Source organism: Cyanobium sp. Aljojuca 7A6, assembly GCF_024346455.1.
In the GTDB taxonomy this organism is placed as follows: domain Bacteria; phylum Cyanobacteriota; class Cyanobacteriia; order PCC-6307; family Cyanobiaceae; genus Cyanobium.
This window is the reverse complement of record NZ_JAGQCY010000005.1, coordinates 1-16,945: the sequence shown is the minus strand read 5'-3', so window position 1 is coordinate 16,945 and position 16,945 is coordinate 1. Positions and strand designations below refer to the sequence as shown.

20 protein-coding genes are annotated in these 16,945 nt (G+C 69.2%); 12 read left to right on the top strand and 8 right to left on the bottom strand.

The genetic code is table 11. The annotated features are described in order from the left end of the window. Nucleotides 1-8: 8 nt before the first annotated feature. Both bchM and KBY95_RS06000 read right to left on the bottom strand, forming a co-directional pair. Nucleotides 9-743, bottom strand: a complete 735-nt coding sequence (gene bchM, locus KBY95_RS06005) for a magnesium protoporphyrin IX methyltransferase (RefSeq protein WP_254964064.1) — start codon at nucleotides 741-743, stop codon at nucleotides 9-11. A 31-nt stretch (nucleotides 744-774) separates the two neighbouring features. Next, complete coding sequence (locus KBY95_RS06000) at nucleotides 775-2,001, bottom strand: N-acetylglucosamine-6-phosphate deacetylase (protein WP_255024596.1); 1,227 nt, start codon at nucleotides 1,999-2,001, stop codon at nucleotides 775-777. Between the two features lie 48 nt (nucleotides 2,002-2,049). On the opposite strand from KBY95_RS06000, the gene purE reads away from it, so the two are divergent. After that, the gene (gene purE, locus KBY95_RS05995; RefSeq protein WP_254964062.1) at nucleotides 2,050-2,607 is read left to right on the top strand and encodes a 5-(carboxyamino)imidazole ribonucleotide mutase; all 558 of its coding nucleotides are present in this window, start codon (nucleotides 2,050-2,052) and stop codon (nucleotides 2,605-2,607) included. 79 nt (nucleotides 2,608-2,686) lie between these two features. Continuing rightward, on the top strand, nucleotides 2,687-3,772 hold the full coding sequence (locus tag KBY95_RS05990; RefSeq protein WP_254964061.1) for an AI-2E family transporter: 1,086 nt from the start codon (nucleotides 2,687-2,689) through the stop codon (nucleotides 3,770-3,772). On the opposite strand, the gene cysC is transcribed toward KBY95_RS05990, so the two are convergent. Then, nucleotides 3,747-4,373, bottom strand: coding sequence for an adenylyl-sulfate kinase (gene cysC, locus KBY95_RS05985; RefSeq protein WP_254964060.1), 627 nt, complete (start codon nucleotides 4,371-4,373; stop codon nucleotides 3,747-3,749). The genes KBY95_RS05990 and cysC overlap by 26 nt on opposite strands. A gap of 42 nt (nucleotides 4,374-4,415) precedes the next feature. Further along, nucleotides 4,416-4,739 carry a translation initiation factor gene (locus KBY95_RS05980; protein WP_254964059.1) on the bottom strand — a complete coding sequence of 108 codons (324 nt, stop codon included), beginning with the start codon at nucleotides 4,737-4,739 and terminating at the stop codon, nucleotides 4,416-4,418. Between the two features lie 275 nt (nucleotides 4,740-5,014). Here KBY95_RS05980 and trpB point away from each other — a divergent pair, with 275 nt between their 5' ends. After that, nucleotides 5,015-6,274, top strand: coding sequence for a tryptophan synthase subunit beta (gene trpB, locus KBY95_RS05975; RefSeq protein ID WP_254964058.1), 1,260 nt, complete (start codon nucleotides 5,015-5,017; stop codon nucleotides 6,272-6,274). 30 nt (nucleotides 6,275-6,304) lie between these two features. On the opposite strand, the gene KBY95_RS05970 is transcribed toward trpB, so the two are convergent. The 3 genes from KBY95_RS05970 to KBY95_RS05960 all read right to left on the bottom strand — a co-directional run bounded on the left by KBY95_RS05970 (nucleotide 6,305) and on the right by KBY95_RS05960 (nucleotide 8,540). Beyond that, the gene (locus KBY95_RS05970) at nucleotides 6,305-7,090 is read right to left on the bottom strand and encodes a 20S proteasome subunit A/B (RefSeq protein ID WP_254964057.1); all 786 of its coding nucleotides are present in this window, start codon (nucleotides 7,088-7,090) and stop codon (nucleotides 6,305-6,307) included. After that, complete coding sequence (locus KBY95_RS05965; RefSeq protein ID WP_254964056.1) at nucleotides 7,090-8,100, bottom strand: heat-inducible transcriptional repressor HrcA; 1,011 nt, start codon at nucleotides 8,098-8,100, stop codon at nucleotides 7,090-7,092. The genes KBY95_RS05970 and KBY95_RS05965 overlap by 1 nt, the downstream gene beginning before the upstream one ends. Before the next feature lie 77 nt (nucleotides 8,101-8,177). Beyond that, nucleotides 8,178-8,540, bottom strand: a complete 363-nt coding sequence (locus tag KBY95_RS05960; RefSeq protein WP_254964055.1) for a rhodanese-like domain-containing protein — start codon at nucleotides 8,538-8,540, stop codon at nucleotides 8,178-8,180. 54 nt (nucleotides 8,541-8,594) lie between these two features. On the opposite strand from KBY95_RS05960, the gene KBY95_RS05955 reads away from it, so the two are divergent. From KBY95_RS05955 to KBY95_RS05915, 9 genes are all read left to right on the top strand, one after another. Then, nucleotides 8,595-10,214 (top strand): DUF3352 domain-containing protein, encoded by a 1,620-nt coding sequence (locus KBY95_RS05955; protein WP_254964054.1) that lies wholly within the window; start codon nucleotides 8,595-8,597, stop codon nucleotides 10,212-10,214. Between the two features lie 2 nt (nucleotides 10,215-10,216). Further along, nucleotides 10,217-10,741 (top strand): phosphohistidine phosphatase SixA, encoded by a 525-nt coding sequence (sixA, locus tag KBY95_RS05950; protein WP_254964053.1) that lies wholly within the window; start codon nucleotides 10,217-10,219, stop codon nucleotides 10,739-10,741. Between the two features lie 73 nt (nucleotides 10,742-10,814). Then, nucleotides 10,815-12,026, top strand: a complete 1,212-nt coding sequence (locus KBY95_RS05945) for a citrate synthase (RefSeq protein WP_254964052.1) — start codon at nucleotides 10,815-10,817, stop codon at nucleotides 12,024-12,026. 40 nt (nucleotides 12,027-12,066) lie between these two features. After that, the gene (gene nuoH / locus KBY95_RS05940) at nucleotides 12,067-13,218 is read left to right on the top strand and encodes an NADH-quinone oxidoreductase subunit NuoH (RefSeq protein ID WP_254964051.1); all 1,152 of its coding nucleotides are present in this window, start codon (nucleotides 12,067-12,069) and stop codon (nucleotides 13,216-13,218) included. Nucleotides 13,219-13,296: 78 nt separating this feature from the next. Next, the gene (gene ndhI, locus KBY95_RS05935; RefSeq protein WP_254964050.1) at nucleotides 13,297-13,929 is read left to right on the top strand and encodes an NAD(P)H-quinone oxidoreductase subunit I; all 633 of its coding nucleotides are present in this window, start codon (nucleotides 13,297-13,299) and stop codon (nucleotides 13,927-13,929) included. Next, complete coding sequence (locus KBY95_RS05930) at nucleotides 13,929-14,555, top strand: NADH-quinone oxidoreductase subunit J (RefSeq protein ID WP_254964049.1); 627 nt, start codon at nucleotides 13,929-13,931, stop codon at nucleotides 14,553-14,555. Before ndhI ends, KBY95_RS05930 begins: the two co-directional genes overlap by 1 nt. Next, entirely contained in the window at nucleotides 14,552-14,881 is a 330-nt protein-coding gene (gene nuoK, locus KBY95_RS05925) for an NADH-quinone oxidoreductase subunit NuoK (protein ID WP_254951518.1), read from the top strand. The genes KBY95_RS05930 and nuoK overlap by 4 nt, the downstream gene beginning before the upstream one ends. Before the next feature lie 27 nt (nucleotides 14,882-14,908). Continuing rightward, nucleotides 14,909-15,898 carry an NAD(+) kinase gene (locus tag KBY95_RS05920; RefSeq protein WP_254964048.1) on the top strand — a complete coding sequence of 330 codons (990 nt, stop codon included), beginning with the start codon at nucleotides 14,909-14,911 and terminating at the stop codon, nucleotides 15,896-15,898. A gap of 30 nt (nucleotides 15,899-15,928) precedes the next feature. Then, entirely contained in the window at nucleotides 15,929-16,474 is a 546-nt protein-coding gene (locus KBY95_RS05915; RefSeq protein ID WP_254964047.1) for a CYTH domain-containing protein, read from the top strand. Nucleotides 16,475-16,476: 2 nt separating this feature from the next. On the opposite strand, the gene KBY95_RS05910 is transcribed toward KBY95_RS05915, so the two are convergent. Beyond that, entirely contained in the window at nucleotides 16,477-16,764 is a 288-nt protein-coding gene (locus tag KBY95_RS05910) for a LuxR C-terminal-related transcriptional regulator (RefSeq protein ID WP_254951512.1), read from the bottom strand. Nucleotides 16,765-16,945: the final 181 nt, after the last annotated feature.

The following is a 16,945-nucleotide window of genomic DNA, read 5'->3' as shown; positions in this document are numbered from 1 at the left end:
GCGCCGGCTCAGCCGCGCTCGAAGGCGATCAGGCGGGAGAAGTAGAAGGGGGCCTGGTTGAGGCTGCGGTGGACGGGGTGGAAGCCGGCCGCGGCCGCGGCCGCCACGATCCCGTCTTCGCGCAGGGTGTAAGCGCGGGTGGTCTTGCTCGGCCCGGGGAACAGCTGGCCGATCTGCTTGAGCACCGCCAGCAGCGGCGTGTAGGGGGCGAAGCTGACGATCAGCTGGTGCTCGGTCATGGCCGCCAGGTGCCGCACCATCGCCTCGGCCGCCGCCTGGGGGTAGTGGATGAAGACATCCAGGCAGATCACCGTGTCGTAGCTGCCCTGGAGGCTCTCCAGATCGGAGGCGCTGAAGCTCAGCCGCTCGGAAGCCAGACCGGCCTCGGCGGCGCGGCGGCTGGCTTCGGCCACCATGGCCGCCGAAAGGTCACTGGCGGCGATCGAGCCGGCCCCGAGGGCCGCCAGGGGCAGGCTGAGGCTGCCCACACCGCAGCCGGCATCGCAGAAGCTGCGGCTCGACAGGTCGCCTTGCTGTTGCAGCCAGGCCAGCACCGCGTCCACCGTTTTCTGGTGGCCGATGCGGATGTTGCGCTGGACCCGGTTCACCTCCTCGCTGTCGCTGTAAATGCGGTTCCAGCGCTCGAAGCCGGTGCTTTCGAAGTACGCCTGCACCTCGGCCTTCTCGGCCTGCGTCTCGGCCTGTACCTCGGCGGGCGCGGGGGGTTGCAGTTCCGGGGGCATGGGGCGCAGGGCCGTTCTGGTGGGCCGGATCCTAGGGAGTTGGGGCCAGGGGCACCCCCTGGGGCTCGCCGGCCGCCGTGTCCGGGCGCCGCCAGCGCAGGCTGCCGTCCGCTGTGCTCCAGCGCAGGGTGTCCCCCAGGGGCATCCCCAGCAGCAGCAGCTCCAGCGGCCGTCGCTCCCCCAGCAGGCGCCGGGGGGCGAGGGTGGCGGCGGCGATCGAGGCTGGTACCAGGCCGCTCCAGCCGGCCAGCCGCCGCACCCCCTCCAGCAGCGGCAGGGTGACCCCGGCCAGGGTGCCGTCCTCCAGCCGGCAGCTGCCGTCCTGCACCAGCAGGAGCCGTTCGTCCCAGCGGTGGGTGCCGTCGGCGAGCCCGTAGGGGGCCAGGGCATCACTGACGATCACCAGCTGGCGGGGCGCCAGCCGCTGCAGCAGCACCGCCATGGTCGGAGCCACGTGGACGCCGTCGGCGATCAGCCCCAGGGCCACCTCCCCCTTGAGCAGCGCCGCAGCGACGGGCCCCGGGGCGCGGTGGTGCAGCCCGGCCATGGCGTTGAAGCTGTGGGTGAGCATCCCCACCCCCCGCCCGAAGGACTGCCGGGCCTGCTCCTCATTGGCGCCGCTGTGGCCCAGGCTCACCACCACGCCGGCGGCCTGCAGATCGTCGATCACCTCGGAGGCGCCCTCCAGTTCCGGCGCCAGGGTCATCAGGGCGACATCGGCCTCGGCGCCCCCCTGGAAACCGGCGATCAAGGCGTCGAGGGCGGCCCGGCTGGGGACCTGCAGGTGCTGGGCCGGGTGGGCACCGCGTCGCTCCGGCGCCAGGAACGGCCCCTCCAGGTGGGCGCCCAGCAGCCGGCAGTGCCCCGGCCGGTGCCGGCGGCGGGCCTCGGCCAGCACCGCCAGGGCCTGGCGCAGGGCCTGCGGGGCGCAGGTCACCAGGGTGGGGCAGATGGCTTCCACCCCATCGCGCCAGAGCAGCTGCAGCAGCGCATGCAGGCGGGGCAGATCCCCATGGGTCAGTTCGGGGAAGGCCAGGCCCAGGCCGCCGTTGATCTGCAGATCCACCCCCCCCGGGGACAGCCAGTCGCCGCCCCAGTCCTCGCCGGCGGCCCGGCTCCCCGGTGGCATCGGCCGCACCCGGGCGATCAGCCCGTCGCCGTCGACACCGACCCGCCAGCAGCCCACGTGCCTGCGCCCCTCGGCCTCGTCGCAGGCCGGTTCGTCGCCCGCCAGTCGCAGGTTGGTCAGCCAGCGCATCCGGGCAGCCGCGGGACGGGACAATGCCATCCTCGCCGTCCCCGTTCCATGGATCCGACTCCTCCTGCTTCGGTGCCTGCCCCACGGCCCCGTGTCGCGGTCGTGATGGGCAGTGATTCCGACCTGCCGACGCTGGAGCCGGCCGTGCGGATCCTGGAGCAGCTGGGGGTGGCCAGCGAGGTGCGGGTGCTCTCGGCCCATCGCACCCCATGGGAGATGGCGGCCTTTGCTGAGGCCGCCGCCTCCCGAGGCATTCGCGTGATCATCGCCGGTGCCGGCGGTGCCGCCCACCTGCCCGGCATGGTGGCGGCCTTCTGCCTGCTGCCGGTGATCGGTGTGCCCGTGCGCAGTCAGGCCCTCTCCGGGGTGGATTCCCTGCACTCCATCGTGCAGATGCCGGCCGGTGTCCCGGTGGCCACGGTGGCCATCGGCGGCGGCCTCAACGCCGGCCTGCTGGCGGCCTCGATCCTGGCCATCGCCGATCCGGTGCTCGCCGAGGCCCTGGAGGCTTACCGGCGCGGACTGCATGACCAGGTGGTGGCCAAGGATGCGCGCCTGCAGACCCTGGGCAGCGCCGCTTACCTGGAGTCGATGGGTCAGGCCTGAAGCGCTGGCCGTCCCCGGCCCGGCAGGCCAAGCTGGATGGCGTTCGTCGATCCACCGGGGCCAAGCCCGGCTCCCGCTGATGCTCGAGCGGCTGGTGCTGCCCCCCTGGCTGCGGTTCTCCCTGGCCCTGCCCCTGCTGGTGCTCAACCTGTGGGTGCTGCGCCAGTTGCTGGTGCCCCTGGCGCCGTTCCCGGCACTGTTCCTGACGGCCGCCCTGCTGGCGTTCCTGCTCGACATCCCCAGTCGCTGGCTGATCCAGCGCGGTCTGCCACGGCCGGTGGCCCTGCTGCTGGTGCTGGGCCTGAGCCTCTCGGTGGTGGTGCTGGCGGCCCTGGTGCTGGTCCCCCGCCTGGTGGAGCAGCTCGGTGACCTGGTGCTGGCCCTGCCCAGCTGGCTGGCCCAGGGGGAAACCCTGCTGGGGCAGCTGCAGAGCTGGGCCAGCGAGCGGGGGCTGCCTACTGACTTCGGCGGGCTCAGCAGCGATCTGATCACCCGCACCAGCAAGATCGCCTCCCAGCTCAGCCAGCAGGTGCTGGGGATCCTGGGGGCCACGGTGGGCATCACCGTCAACACGGTGATCGTCCTGGTGCTGGCGGTGTTCCTGCTGCTGGGGGGCGAGGGCATCGCCAGGGGGCTGGTGGAGTGGCTGCCCAGCGGCACCCGCGCCCTGGTGCTCAGCACCCTCGACCGCACCTTCCGGGGCTACTTCGCTGGCCAGGTGGTGCTGGCCCTGATCCTCAGCGGCGCCCAGAGCCTGGTGTTCACCCTGCTCGGGATTCCTTATGGGGTGCTGTTCGCCGTGGCGATCGGCTTCACCACCCTGATTCCCTATGCCAGTGCCCTCACCATCGTGGGGGTGAGCGTGTTGCTGGCGCTCCAGGATCCGCGTACCGGCCTGGAGGTGCTGGCGGTGGCGATCACCGTCGGCCAGGTGGTCGACCAGGTGATCCAGCCGCGGTTGATGGGCTCGATCGTGGGACTGCAGCCGGCCTGGCTGCTGATCAGCCTCCCGATCGGCGCCCGGCTGGGGGGGCTGCTGGGGCTGGGGGAACTGCTGGGTCTTCTGCTGGCTGTGCCGGTCGCCAGCTGCTCCAAGACCTTCCTCGATGCCTGGGCCCTGCGCCTGAGGGCAGAGGCATTCAGGGCTCTGCCGGAGCCGGAATGATGCCGCGCCGCTCCAGTTCGGCCATCACCTGGGCCACCGAGTCATCAAGGCTCTGCTCGCCGGTGGCCACCCGCAGCTCGGGGGTCTCGGGAGCCTCATAGGGACTCGAGATACCGGTGAATTCCTTGATCTCCCCGGCCCGGGCCTTGGCGTAGAGCCCCTTGGTGTCCCGTTGTTCGCAGACCTCCAGGTCGGCGGCACAATGGATTTCCAGGAAATCGCCCGAGTCCACCAGGTCGCGGGCCCGTTGGCGGTCGGCCTGGAAGGGGGAGACGAAAGCGGTGAGCACCACCACGCCGGCATCCAGGAACAGCTTCGCCACCTCACCGATCCGGCGGATGTTCTCCTCGCGATCGGCGTCGGAGAAACCCAGATCGCTGCACAGCCCATGGCGCACGTTGTCGCCATCGAGCACATAACAGGCCAGCCCCTGCTCAAACAAGGCCGAGTTCACGGCATTGGCCAGGGTGCTCTTGCCCGCTCCTGAGAGCCCCGTGAACCAGAGGATGGCGCTGCGATGTCCCCGCTGGTGGGCCCGGGCGCCGCGGCTCACGGTGGAGTGGTGCCAGACGATGTTGGTGGCCTTGGAAGGCGAGGTCATCTCGGGCACGGAATGAACAGCAGCTTCGGCCCGCATTCTCCCCTACCCCCCCGCCTGCTTCGGGCGGTAGCCGTCCTGCTCCAGGGCGGCGAGGGCCGCCGCCACATGGTCGCCCTGCAGTTCGATGACCCCGTCCTTGAAGGTGCCGCCGCTGCCGGTGCCGGCCTTCAGCCGTTTGAGCAGCTGGCGGGCCTCGGCCTCCGGGGCCACCAGCCCCGTGATCGTGGTGACAAGCTTGCCCCCTTTGCCGGCCTTGGTGCGCTGCACGCGCACCCTCTGGAGGCCCTTGGGCGGCTGGGCCGATGGGGGCTCAGGCCGCTGCAGGCTGTCCGACCCGCTGAACTCCTTCCAGCCGCCCTTAGGCATGGAGGCACCCCCCCCTGATGGGGTGCTGCGTGGGGTGGCCGGCGGCGGCGGCCAGCTTCAAGGGCAAGGATCTGGGGCGCATTGTTTCTGGCAGGGACAGCCATTCGTCCACAGCCTCACCATCATCCCTGGGGCGGAAGCCCCTTCAGGGAGCCAATCGGGGCCGCCTGCACGGGGTACATGGGCGTCTGGGGTGGCACTGCCGCTGTCAGGGCTCGTCCCGGCAGCCCTGGATGGTGCCTCCCTAGTGTGAAAGGGAATCTTTCGCATCGCCGGTGACCAGCACCGTCCCTTCCCGCCGCGTCGACCCCGCCGAGCTGCAGCCGTCGGTCCGCCCGGATGGACTGGGCCGTTTCGGTCCCTTCGGCGGTCAGTACGTTCCCGAAACCTTGATGCCCGCCCTGGCGGAGCTGGAGACGGCTGCCGCTGAGGCCTGGGCCGACCCCGCCTTCACCGCCCGGCTTGATCACCTGCTGCGCCATTACGTCGGTCGTCCCACGCCGCTGTACGAAGCCGAGCGCCTCACCGCCCACTACCGCCGTCCGGAGGGTGGCCCGCGCCTGTGGCTGAAGCGCGAAGACCTCAACCACACCGGCGCCCACAAGATCAACAACGCCCTGGGCCAGGCCCTGCTGGCGTTGCGGATGGGCAAGCAGCGGATCATCGCCGAGACCGGCGCCGGCCAGCACGGCGTGGCCACGGCCACGGTCTGTGCCCGCTTCGGGCTGGAGTGCGTCATCTACATGGGCGCCGAAGACATGCGCCGCCAGGCCCTCAACGTGTTCCGGATGCGGCTGCTGGGGGCCACGGTTCAGCCGGTCACCGCCGGCAGCGCCACCCTCAAGGACGCCACCAGTGAAGCCATCCGCGACTGGGTCACCAACGTGGAGACGACCCACTACATCCTTGGTTCGGTGGCCGGCCCGCACCCCTACCCGATGCTGGTCCGTGACTTCCATGCCGTGATCGGCCAGGAAGCCAGAGCCCAGTGCCTGGAGGCCTTCGGCCGGCTGCCGGATGTGCTGATCGCCTGCGTGGGCGGCGGCTCCAATGCCATGGGCCTGTTCCATCCCTTCGTTGAGGACGCCGGCGTGCGCCTGGTCGGCGTGGAGGCGGCAGGAGAGGGCGTGGCCACCGGTCGCCATGCCGCCACCATCACGGAAGGGCGGGTTGGGGTGCTGCACGGCGCCATGAGCCTGCTGCTTCAGGACGACGAAGGCCAGGTGCAGGAGGCCCATTCGATCAGCGCTGGCCTCGATTACCCGGGCGTGGGACCGGAGCACAGCTACCTCAAGGGCATCGGTAGGGCCGAGTATGCCGCCGTCACCGACGCCCAGGCCCTCGAGGCCCTGCAGCGGGTCTGTGAGCTGGAGGGGATCATTCCCGCCCTGGAGACGGCCCACGCCTTCGCCTGGCTGGAATCCCTCTGCCCCACCCTCGCCCCCGGCACCGAAGTGGTGCTGAATCTGTCCGGCCGCGGCGACAAGGACGTCAACACGGTGGCGGAGAAGCTGGGCGACGGCCTGGCGGGATAGGTCGCAGCCAGGCTTGCCAGCCCTCTGGCCTCAGAGCGGGTCGTGCTCCCAGGGGAAACGGGGCAGCTTGTTGAGCCCTTCCTGCATGTGGCGGGCCCACACATCCATGGTGTGCTGGATCTCCGGAGCCTCCTTGTCGAGCTTCAGGTGGCGGCTCACCTTGAATTCGTCGCGCCGCACCAAGGCGATCTCGAAAGGCGGCCCCACGGTGAGGTTGGAGCGCCGGGTGACGATCTCCGACACCAGGCAGAGGCGCGCCGCGTCCTCCAGAGAGAGGTCCGGTCGGCCGATGTAATCGAGCGGGGGCTTGCCGTACTTGGTTTCGCCGATCTGCAGGAAGGGCGTGTCGGCGGTGGCCATGATCGCGTTCCCCTGGGGATAGACCATGTAGAGCCCGTGGGGCTGGCCGGCGATCTGGCCGCCGAGGATGAAGCTGGCTTCGCCACTGGCGCCCGCCTGGCGCAGGTTGGGATTGAACTCCTTCTGGACCATCACATTGAGCCGGCCGATGTAATCGGCCACCTCAAACAGGTAGCGAGCGGTGAGCATGCTCGGCCCGGCCGGAGGATCCTCCTGGCGACTCCACTGGGGGCTGGGGCCAGCACCGTGGTTCTCGATGTCGCGGCGAATGCGGTTGAGCACGGCCTGGGTGGTGCCCAGATTGCCGGCCGCCATCAGCACGAACAGCCGATCAGGGGCCGGCGCCAGCACATGCATTTTGCTGTAGCTGGAGATGTAATCCACCCCCGCGTTGGTGCGGGAGTCGGAGGCGAACACCAGGCCGCTCTGGAGCAGAAAACCGAGGCAATAGGTCATCAGCTGAGCAGCCTCTCCAGAATCGAGGCCACCGACTGGACCGCCGCGCGGGCGGTGGCATAGGCCATGCGCATCGGCCCCACCAGAGCCACCTGGCCGCGGCCGCCGTGGCCCGTGCGGTAGGTGGCCTGGACCACCGCGCACTGCCCGAGGGCCGCATGGGGATGCTCCGTGCCGATCAAGATGGCGTGGCTGGCGATCGATTCGGGGTTGTCGCTGAGCCCCAGCAGGGCGCGGGGGCCATGCTCCACCAGCTGCACCACCGGCAGCAGGCTGGAACTGTGGCTGAATTCGGGCTGGGCCAGCAGCCCCCCCAGGCCGGCCGCCACGACGGCGTCGAGCTCCTCGCTGCGAATACGGCTGTGGCTCTCCAGGGCCTGGCGCAGCAGGCCGCCGCTGCGGCGCAGTTCGGCCGGAAGGCGCTCCCAGGGGATGCGGCCGTCGCCGCCGGCGCGGAGCTGCTGGTTGCACCAGCGCTCCAGGATGGGCAGTTCTTCCTCCAGGCCGGCGCCAAGGCGCAGGTTCAGGCTGGTGCTGAAGTCGGGACCCTGAACGAGAAACACCAGCAGCCGATCGCCGCTGGGCACGAGCCGCACCGCCTGCAGCAGGGGGCTGGGGCGCTGGGGGCGGGTGATCAGGCTGAGCAGGCCGGTGAGGTCAGCGAGGCGGCGGGCCAGGTGCAGGAGCAGGTCATCGAGGGCGGCCCACTGCAGGCTGATTCCGGCCAGCTCCCGCTCCAGCTGCAGGGCTGCCGCCCCCGGGGCTGGCAGCAATTGATCGACGTAGAGGCGATAACCCCGCTGGCTGGGGATCCGGCCGGCGGAGGTGTGCGGCTGGGTCAGCAGGCCGCGCTGTTCCAGGGCCCCCATGGCCGTGCGCACCGTGGCGGGGCTGGCGGGCAGCCCGAAGCGCCGCACCAGGGTGTGGCTGCCCACGGGCTCGACGGTATCCACGTAGTGCCGCACCGTGGCCCGTAGGACCTCTTGTTGTCGGCGCGGCAGCGTGTCCAAGGACGGGGGAAAACGGCAAAGAAATGGATTGTTAATCCTAGGTAGGCGCCAACCCTTCCACCGTCCAGGTCGTGCGCTCAGTAACGGGGAACCTGGGGATCCACCTCGCGGCTCCAGGCGTCGATGCCCCCCTTCAGGTTCCAGACCTCCCCAAAGCCCTGGTCCTGGATCAGCCAGCAGCCGAAGTCCCAGCTGCGGATGCCGGCATGGCAGAGCACAACCAGCGGCTGCTGCCGGTCGAGCAGGGTCTCCAGTTGCGGCAGCCATTCCCGGTGGCGGCTCAGGGGCAGATGCAGAACCTCGAGCGGCAATCGGGCCAGGGCCAGCTCGCCGTCCTCGCGCACGTCCACGATCCGGAGCGGCTCCCCCGCCTCGAGGCGCCGTTGCAGGTCAGCGGCGGTGAGCGTCCGGGGGGTCCCCGGGCGGGTCGGCTCGTCCATGGCGGGCGTCGGAGGGGGGGTGGCGTCAGGATGGTCCCATCCTGCTGAGAACGCATGAAGGCCCGCCCTTTCCTGGCGGTGCTGCTGGCCCTGGTGCTGGTGGTGTTCGGACTGGGGCTCGGTGGCTGGTGGCTGGTGTGGCAACGCAGCGCCCTGCGGCTGCAGCGCCTGCCGCTGGTGGTCCCGCGGGCGGCCCAGTTCGTGCCCAGGGATGCGCCCCTCAGCTTCCACCTGTTCAGCGACGGCGACCAGCCCCTGGACTACGCCCGTGCCGTCGCCCCGCCCCGCCAGCGACGCCAGGCAGCCGAGGCGGTCGGCCGGCTGCGTGACGGGGCCTTCGCAGCGGCGGGTCTCGACTACGACAGTGAACTGCGCTCCTGGCTGGCGGCGCCGGTGGGTCTGGCCCTGTTCGAGGAGGACTCAGCCACCGCAGCAGGGGGCTCCAGGGGGGGCTGGCTGCTGGCCCTGGGCAGCCGTGACGACGACGGCGCCCGCCTGTTCTTGCAACGGTTCTGGCAGACCCGCAGCCTGGCGGGCACCGATCTTCAGATCAGCACCTACCGGGGCATGGGGCTGATCAGCGGCAAGGGGGCCCTGCTGGGCCGCACGCCGATGCCGCTGGCCACGGCCCTGGTCGATGACGACCTCGTTCTGATCGCTTCGGGGCGGGGTGTGCTGGAGCAGGCCCTGGACGTGTCCCAGATCCCTGAACTCAACCAGGCCGGCCAGGCGTCCTTCCAGGAGGGGCTCAGGCGGCTCGGCACGGGTGCCGCCCTGCTCCAGGCCGCCCCCGGCGCCCTCGAGCGCTGGCTGGGGCTGCCGCTGCCGGCCCCCGCCGACCAGCGGCCCGGTGGGTTGCTGCTGGCCCTGCGACCTGAGGGGCCAAGTCTGCGGCTGTCCGCCCTGCTGGGGCTGCCGCCGAAGATCGCCCTGCCGGAAGTCGGCGCCGACGCCGGCCTTGGCCAGGCCCTGCTGGCCGCCGTGCACCGTCCCGCTTCCAGCCTCGCCCTGGTGCAGGATCCCGCCAGTCTCGCCACGATTCCCCTGCTGCAGCCGCTGCTCGCCCGCCTGGTGGGGGCGGCGGAGGCCACGGGTCCGGTGCCTGCCCTGGTGGTGGGGTCCGACGCCGGACCGCTGCTGGCCGCCGCCAGCGGTGATCGCTGGCTGCTGGGCACGGCGGCGGATCGCCCCGAGCCCTTGGCGCTGGAGGCGGCCCTGGCGGCCGATGGCCTGATCGCGGCGCCCCTGGAGGTCGACGGCCACCCGCTGCTGGCCTGGACGCGGCTGCAGGCCGGCCCGGGCCGCCGGGACGGCAGGTCGGAGAGGTCCGAGCAGCTGCAGGCGCCGCTGCTGGGCTGGCGTTGGCAACGGGGTGAGCAGGCCTGGTGGGGCGAGTCCCTCGGCCAGCTGGAGAGTCTGGATGGACCTGAGACCAAGGGGACTGGCCGCCTTCAGGGGCAGCTGGAGGCCCTTGCCGTTCCGGAGGCCGCCCTGCAATGGGCCCTTGACGGCCCGGGGGCCCGCGAGGTTCTGGCGTCCTGGCGGCCGTGGCAGCGCCTCACCGCCCTGGCCGGAGGCCCGCTCAGTGAGCCCGTCACTGGCCTGGCTCTGGCTGTGGGGGGAGAGCCAGGCGTCCTGGCGGTGGAAGCCCGCCTCGACTTCGGGGGATCTTGACCATGGCGCCACCCACCTGGGAGCTGCTGCTGCTGCGCCACGGCATCGCCGAGGAGCGCAGCCCCACCCGAATGGATGCGGGGCGTGAGCTCACCGTCGCCGGCCGGGCCCGTACCCGGGCGGTGCTGGAGCGGGCCAACCGCCTGGGTGTGCGGGCCGATCGGCTGTTCTCCAGTCCCCTGGCCCGCGCCTGGCAAACCGCGGAGATCGCCCGGATGGTCGGTCTGGCCCCCGCCATCGAACTGGCCCAGGCCCTGGAGCCCGGCGGTGATCCCCTGCCTCTGCTGCCGGGCTGGCTCACCCAGGGCGGTGAGTCGTCTTCTTGCCGCCTGCTGCTGGTGGGCCATGAGCCGGATCTGGGGCTGCTGGCGTCCCGCCTGCTCGGGGCCCCGCCTGGCGCCATCGCCTTGCGCAAGGCAGGCATGGCCCTGCTGCGCCTTCCGGTGCTGGAGGTTGGCGGCTCGCTCGCCGGCACGGCCGGTCTGGAGTGGCTGATGCGCCCCAAGCTCTGGCTTCCCCGCCCCTGAGCTGGGCTGGCAGCGGGCGCTACGTCGGGTGACGGTTTCTGCGCCTAAGTTCGTTCCATCCACAGGAAACGGTATGGCGGCGGAGAGCACCCCAGAGGCGAACGACCCTCAGGGAACCCCTCCCTCGCCATCGCCCCCGGCGAAACCCACGTTCCGGCCAGGGCTCGAAGGGGTGCCTGCCACCCAATCGGCGATCTGCGACATCGAAGGGCAACGGGGCCTGCTCACCTACCGGGGCTACCCCATCGAGCAGCTCGCCAGCCACAGCAGCTTCCTCGAAACCGCCTACCTGCTGATCTGGGGCGAGTTGCCGACGATCTTCCAGCTGCGGGAGTTTGAGCAGGAGGTGCAGATGCACCGGCGGCTCAGCTTCCGCATTCGCGACATGATGAAGTGCTTCCCTGCCACAGGCCATCCCATGGATGCGCTGCAGGCCAGTGCGGCGTCCCTGGGGCTCTTCTATTCCCGCCGCGCCCTGTACGACCCCCAGTACATCGTTGATGCGGTGGTGCGCCTGATCGCCAAGATCCCCACGATGGTGGCCGCGTTCCAGCTGATCCGCAAAGGTCAGGACCCGATCCAGCCCAGGGACGACCTCGCTTACTCGGCCAACTTCCTCTACATGCTCACCGAGCGCGAGCCCGATCCCCTGGCGGCGCGGATCTTCGATGCCTGCCTGATCCTGCACGCCGAGCACAGCCTCAATGCCAGCACCTTCAGCGCCCGCGTCACCGCCAGCACCCTCACCGACCCCTACGCCGTGGTGGCTTCTGCTGTGGGTACCCTGGCCGGGCCCCTGCACGGCGGCGCCAACGAGGACGTCCTCGACATGCTCGACCAGATCGGCAGCATTGATCAGGTGGAGCCATGGCTGGATCGGGCCATCGCCCAGAAGCAGAAGATCATGGGCTTCGGCCACCGCGAGTACCGGGTCAAGGACCCCCGGGCCGTGATCCTGCAGGGCCTGGCCGAGGAGCTCTTCCAGCGCTTCGGCCACGACGCCATGTACGACGTGGCTCTCAAGCTCGAGGAGGTGGCGGAGCGGCGCCTCGGGCCGAAGGGAATCTTCCCGAACGTCGACTTCTATTCAGGCCTGGTCTATAGAAAGCTCGGTATTCCCCGCGACCTGTTCACCCCCATTTTCGCCATCGCCCGTACGGCAGGATGGCTGGCCCACTGGAAGGAACAACTGGGTGCCAACCGCATCTACCGTCCCTCGCAGATCTACACCGGTCCCGCCGAACGGGGCTGGTTGCCCCTGGAAAGCCGTCCGGTTCCTGGCTGACCCCGTTTCCCCCTAGGTTCCCTTCCACCGGAGTTCTCTGATGCTGTCCACTGGCCCGTTGGGTGCCGCCGTCGCTCCCCCTGGTCTCGATCTCCAGTCGAGCTTCATCGACCTGGCCCAGGGCCTGGGCCTCACGGCCGGCGCCGCCCGCCTGCTGTGGCTGCCGCTGCCGATGGTCCTGGTGCTGGTGGGCGCCGTGGTCGGTGTCCTGGTGAGCGTCTGGCTGGAGCGCAAGATCTCCGCGGCGGTTCAGCAGCGGATCGGCCCTGAATATGCCGGCGCCCTGGGCGTGCTTCAGCCCCTGGCCGATGGTCTCAAGCTGGTGTTCAAGGAGGACATCATCCCCGCCCGGGCCGATTCCGTGCTCTTCAGCCTGGGCCCCATCCTGGTGGTGGTGCCGGTGATCCTGTCCTGGCTGGTGGTGCCATTTGGTCAGAACCTGCTGATCAGCAACGTGGGTGTGGGCATCTTCCTGTGGATCGCCCTGAGCAGCATCCAGCCCATCGGCCTGCTGATGAGTGGCTACTCCAGCAATAACAAGTACTCCCTGCTCGGTGGGCTGCGGGCCGCGGCCCAGTCGATCAGCTACGAGATCCCCCTGGCCCTGGCGGTTTTGGCGGTGGTGATGATGAGCAACTCCCTCAGCACCGTTGACATCGTCGCCCAGCAGACGGGGGCTGGCATCTTGAGCTGGAACATCTGGCGCCAGCCCGTCGGCTTCGTGATCTTCTGGATCTGCGCCCTGGCGGAATGCGAGCGCCTTCCCTTCGACCTTCCGGAGGCCGAGGAGGAGCTGGTGGCCGGCTACCAGACGGAGTACTCCGGCATGAAGTTCGCCCTCTTCTACCTGGGCAGCTACATCAACCTGGTGCTATCGGCCCTGCTGGTGTCGGTGCTTTACCTGGGGGGCTGGAGTTTTCCGATTCCCGTCGAGTGGATCACTGGCTGGCTGGGAGTCTCCCCCGACGCCCCCCTGGTCCAGGTGATCACCGGTTCGGTGGGCATCGTCAGCACGATCCTGAAGGCTTACCTGCTGGTGTTCTTCGCCATCCTGCTGCGCTGGACCACCCCACGGGTGCGGATCGACCAATTGCTCGACCTGGGCTGGAAGTTCCTGCTGCCGATCGCCCTGGTCAACCTCCTGGTCACCGCTGGCCTCAAGCTGGCCTTCCCGGCGGCTTTCGGCGGCTGAACCCGCTGCCCGGATACCAACAGCGCCGCAACCCTGGGCCATCATGGTCCCCATCCCGTAACCCCCTCGCCCCCAGCCATGTTCGGGTTTCTCAAACAAGTCGGTGACTACACCCGGGAGGCGGTGAGCGCGGCCCAGACCATGACCCAGGGTCTGGCGGTCACCTTCGACCACCTGCGCCGGCGGCCGATCACGGTGCAGTACCCCTACGAGAAGTTGATCCCCTCCGAGCGCTACCGGGGCCGGATCCACTACGAACTCGACAAGTGCATCTCCTGCGAGGTGTGTGTTCGGGTGTGTCCCATCAACCTGCCCGTGGTCGACTGGGTGATGAACAAGGCCACCAAGAAGAAGGAGCTGCGTAATTATTCGATCGACTTCGGGGTGTGCATCTTCTGCGGCAACTGCGTGGAGTATTGCCCTACCAATTGCCTCTCCATGACCGAGGAGTACGAATTGGCGGCCTTCGACCGCCACAGCCTCAACTACGACAACGTCGCCCTCGGCCGCCTGCCCACCAGCGTCACGTCTGATCCTGCGGTGTTCGCCCTGCGGGAACTGGCCTACCTGCCCAAGGGCGTCCTCGACCCCCATGGGGTGTCCGCCAGCGAACCCCGGGCTGGCCAGCTGCCGTCCCAGGTGCTGGAGTCCCTGCAGAAGGAGACAGCCTCGAGCGGCGCCGCCCCTTCCGACAGCACTGGAGAGTCCTGATGTCGATCGCCTCCACCACCCAGCAGATCTGCTTCGTTGTGCTCTCGGCCACCACGGTGGTCGGTTCCCTCGGCGTCGTCCTGCTGCCCAACATCGTCTATTCCGCCTTCCTTCTCGGCGGTGTTTTTCTTTCGGTGGCCGGGCTGTACCTGCTGCTCAACGCCAGCTTCGTCGCGGCGGCCCAGATCCTCGTCTATGTGGGCGCCGTCAATGTCCTGATCCTGTTCGCGATCATGCTCGTGAACAAGCAGGAAACCCTCGCTGCGATTCCCGGCCTGCTGCTGCGTCGTCTGCTGTCGGGGGCAGTCTGCGCCGGCCTCTTCGCCCTGCTGCTGCGGGTGGCCTTCACCACCGCCTGGGCTCTGCCTGGGCCCCCTCCGGTCGGCGAAGAGGCCACCATCCGGATCGGCGAGCACCTGTTCACCGATTACCTGCTGCCCTTCGAGCTGGCTTCGGTGCTGCTGCTGATGGCGATGATCGGTGCCATTGTCCTGGCCCGTCGCGACGTCTTCACGACCGACGTGATCACCGGTGAGCCAGCCGACCAGGGGCTGATCGAGAAGGAGCGGACTCCCCTGCTGATCGAGACGACCACCCCAGAGCCCACCCTGCTTTCCAAGCCATGAGCACTGACCTCGCGTCCCCGATCCCACTCGAGGGGTTCCTCACCGTCGCGGCGATGCTGTTCTGCGTCGGCGTCTGGGGGCTGATCAACAGCCGCAACGCCGTACGGGTGTTAATGAGCATCGAGCTGATGCTGAACGCCGTCAACATCAATCTGATGGCCTTCTCCAACTACCTCGATGGCCAGCTCATTCGCGGCCAGGTGTTCGCCATCTTCGTGATCACCGTGGCGGCGGCCGAGGCGGCCGTCGGTCTGGCCATCCTGCTTTCCCTCTATCGCAACCGCGAAACGGTCGACATGGAGCGCTTCAACCTGTTGCGCTGGTAGCGGTGTACGTTTCGCGGAATCCTGTCCATGCGGCTTGAGCGTGTCTGGCTGATTCTTCGCAAGGGCAGCCAGGCTGCCCAACGCCAGGCTCGACGCTGTGCCCAGGATCTGCGTTCCCAGGGGGTGATCGTCACCACCGCCATCAGCGGTCTGGGGCTGAATCCGTTCCCTGGTCTGCTCGCCACCGAAGCCGAACTCCCCGACCTGGCCGTGGTGCTAGGCGGTGATGGAACGGTCCTGGCGGCGGCCCGTCACCTGGCCAGCTTTGCCGTCCCGGTGCTCAGCTTCAACGTTGGCGGCCACCTGGGCTTCCTCACCCACGAACGGCGTCTGCTGCGGCTGCGGGGGGAGGGCAACGGGGAGGCAGGGAGCCAGGATCCCGACGACAACCTCTGGCAACGCCTGCGCGACGACCGCTTCGCGATCGAGAAACGCATGATGCTGGAAGCCCGGATCGACCGGGGGGACGGCGTGCCCCAGGACGGGGATGCCTCCGTCGACGGGGATCTGAACGAGGTCGGCGATGGCCCCCATGGCGCCCTCAACGACTTCTATTTCCGCCCCTGCCTCGATGAACTCTCGCCCACCTGCATGCTGGAGTTGGAGATCGACGGGGAGGTGGTGGATCAATACCGGGGCGATGGCCTGATCATCGCCACCCCCACCGGTTCCACCGGCTACGCGATGGCCGCTGGTGGGCCGATCCTGCATCCGGGCATCGAAGCGATCGTGGTCACGCCGATCTGCCCGATGAGCCTTTCCAGTCGGGCCGTGGTGGTTCCGCCGGGATCGCGACTTTCGGTTTGGCCCCTGGGAGAGGCCAGCCGTCGGGTGAAGCTCTGGAAGGATGGCGCCCATGCCACCGTGCTGGAACCGGGTGATCGCTGCATCCTGCAGCGGGGTCGCCACCCGGTGCTGATGCTCCAGCTGGAACAGAGCCCCTCGTACTACAGCACCCTCACCCACAAGCTCCACTGGGCCGGCAGCCTCACCGCCGGCGAACCGTCCCGCAACTGATCCGCTTCACTCCACCCTGAGACTCCCCCCATGGCCCTGGAAATCGAGCGCCGCTTCCTCGTCAGCGGCGACCAGTGGCGCTCCCATGCGCTCCGGGCCAGGGCGATCCGCCAGGGCTATCTGGCGACGGGGAACGGGGAACTCACCCTGCGGGTGCGGTTGGCCCAGGCCCCGGAAGGCGCCATGGAGGCGTTTCTCACCCTCAAGCTGCCGGCCGTCGGAGCGGCGCCCCCCCTGGCCGGTCAGGCCCTGACGCGGCAGGAGTACGAGTACCCGATCCCGGCCGCCGATGCTGAGGCCCTGCTGGAGGGCAGCGCCCATCAGCTCTGCAAGACCCGTTATGGCCTGGATCTGCCCGGCGGCGACTGGGTGCTGGATGTGTTTGAGGCCGCCAATGCCCCCCTGGTGGTGGCAGAGGTGGAACTGGAGCAGGCCGATCAGGCCGTTCCCGTTCCCGCCTGGTGTTCCAGGGAGATCACCGGCCGCACTGATCTCAGCAATGCAGCCCTGGCCCACCGTCCCCTGGCGTCGTGGCCAGCGGCGGAGCGGGAGTCTCTGCTGCCCCAGGACAGCTGAGATCAGCCGGGCCTGGTCGCATCGTCGTGGGGCAGGGCGCAGCAGTTGAAACCATCGCGGCAGATCTTGCCGTGGTCCATGGCCCAGTTCAGCAGGGCCACCCGGTTCTTGGCGCCGGTCTTGGTGAAGATGTTGCTGACGTGGTTGTCGACGGTGCGCTTGCTGATCGTCAGCTGGCCGGCGATCTCCAGGTTGGTGAGGCCCGTGGCCACCAGCTCAATGATCTCAAGTTCCCGCTCCGATAACTCGCTGCGTGCATGCACCATGGGCCGCTCCGGGGACGGGGGCATCGATGGAGCCGGGGGCCTGCGCTCAGCCATCGGCTCCTCGGCGGTTGCTCTCACTCTAGGAGCCTGCTGAAATAGCCGCCAATCCGACTCCAGCCACAACGTTTTTGTCTGTGACGGCCATGGACAGCCCTGATCGGCAGTGGGGTTCAACTCTTCGGGTGGATTTTCTTGGCCCTTGTGC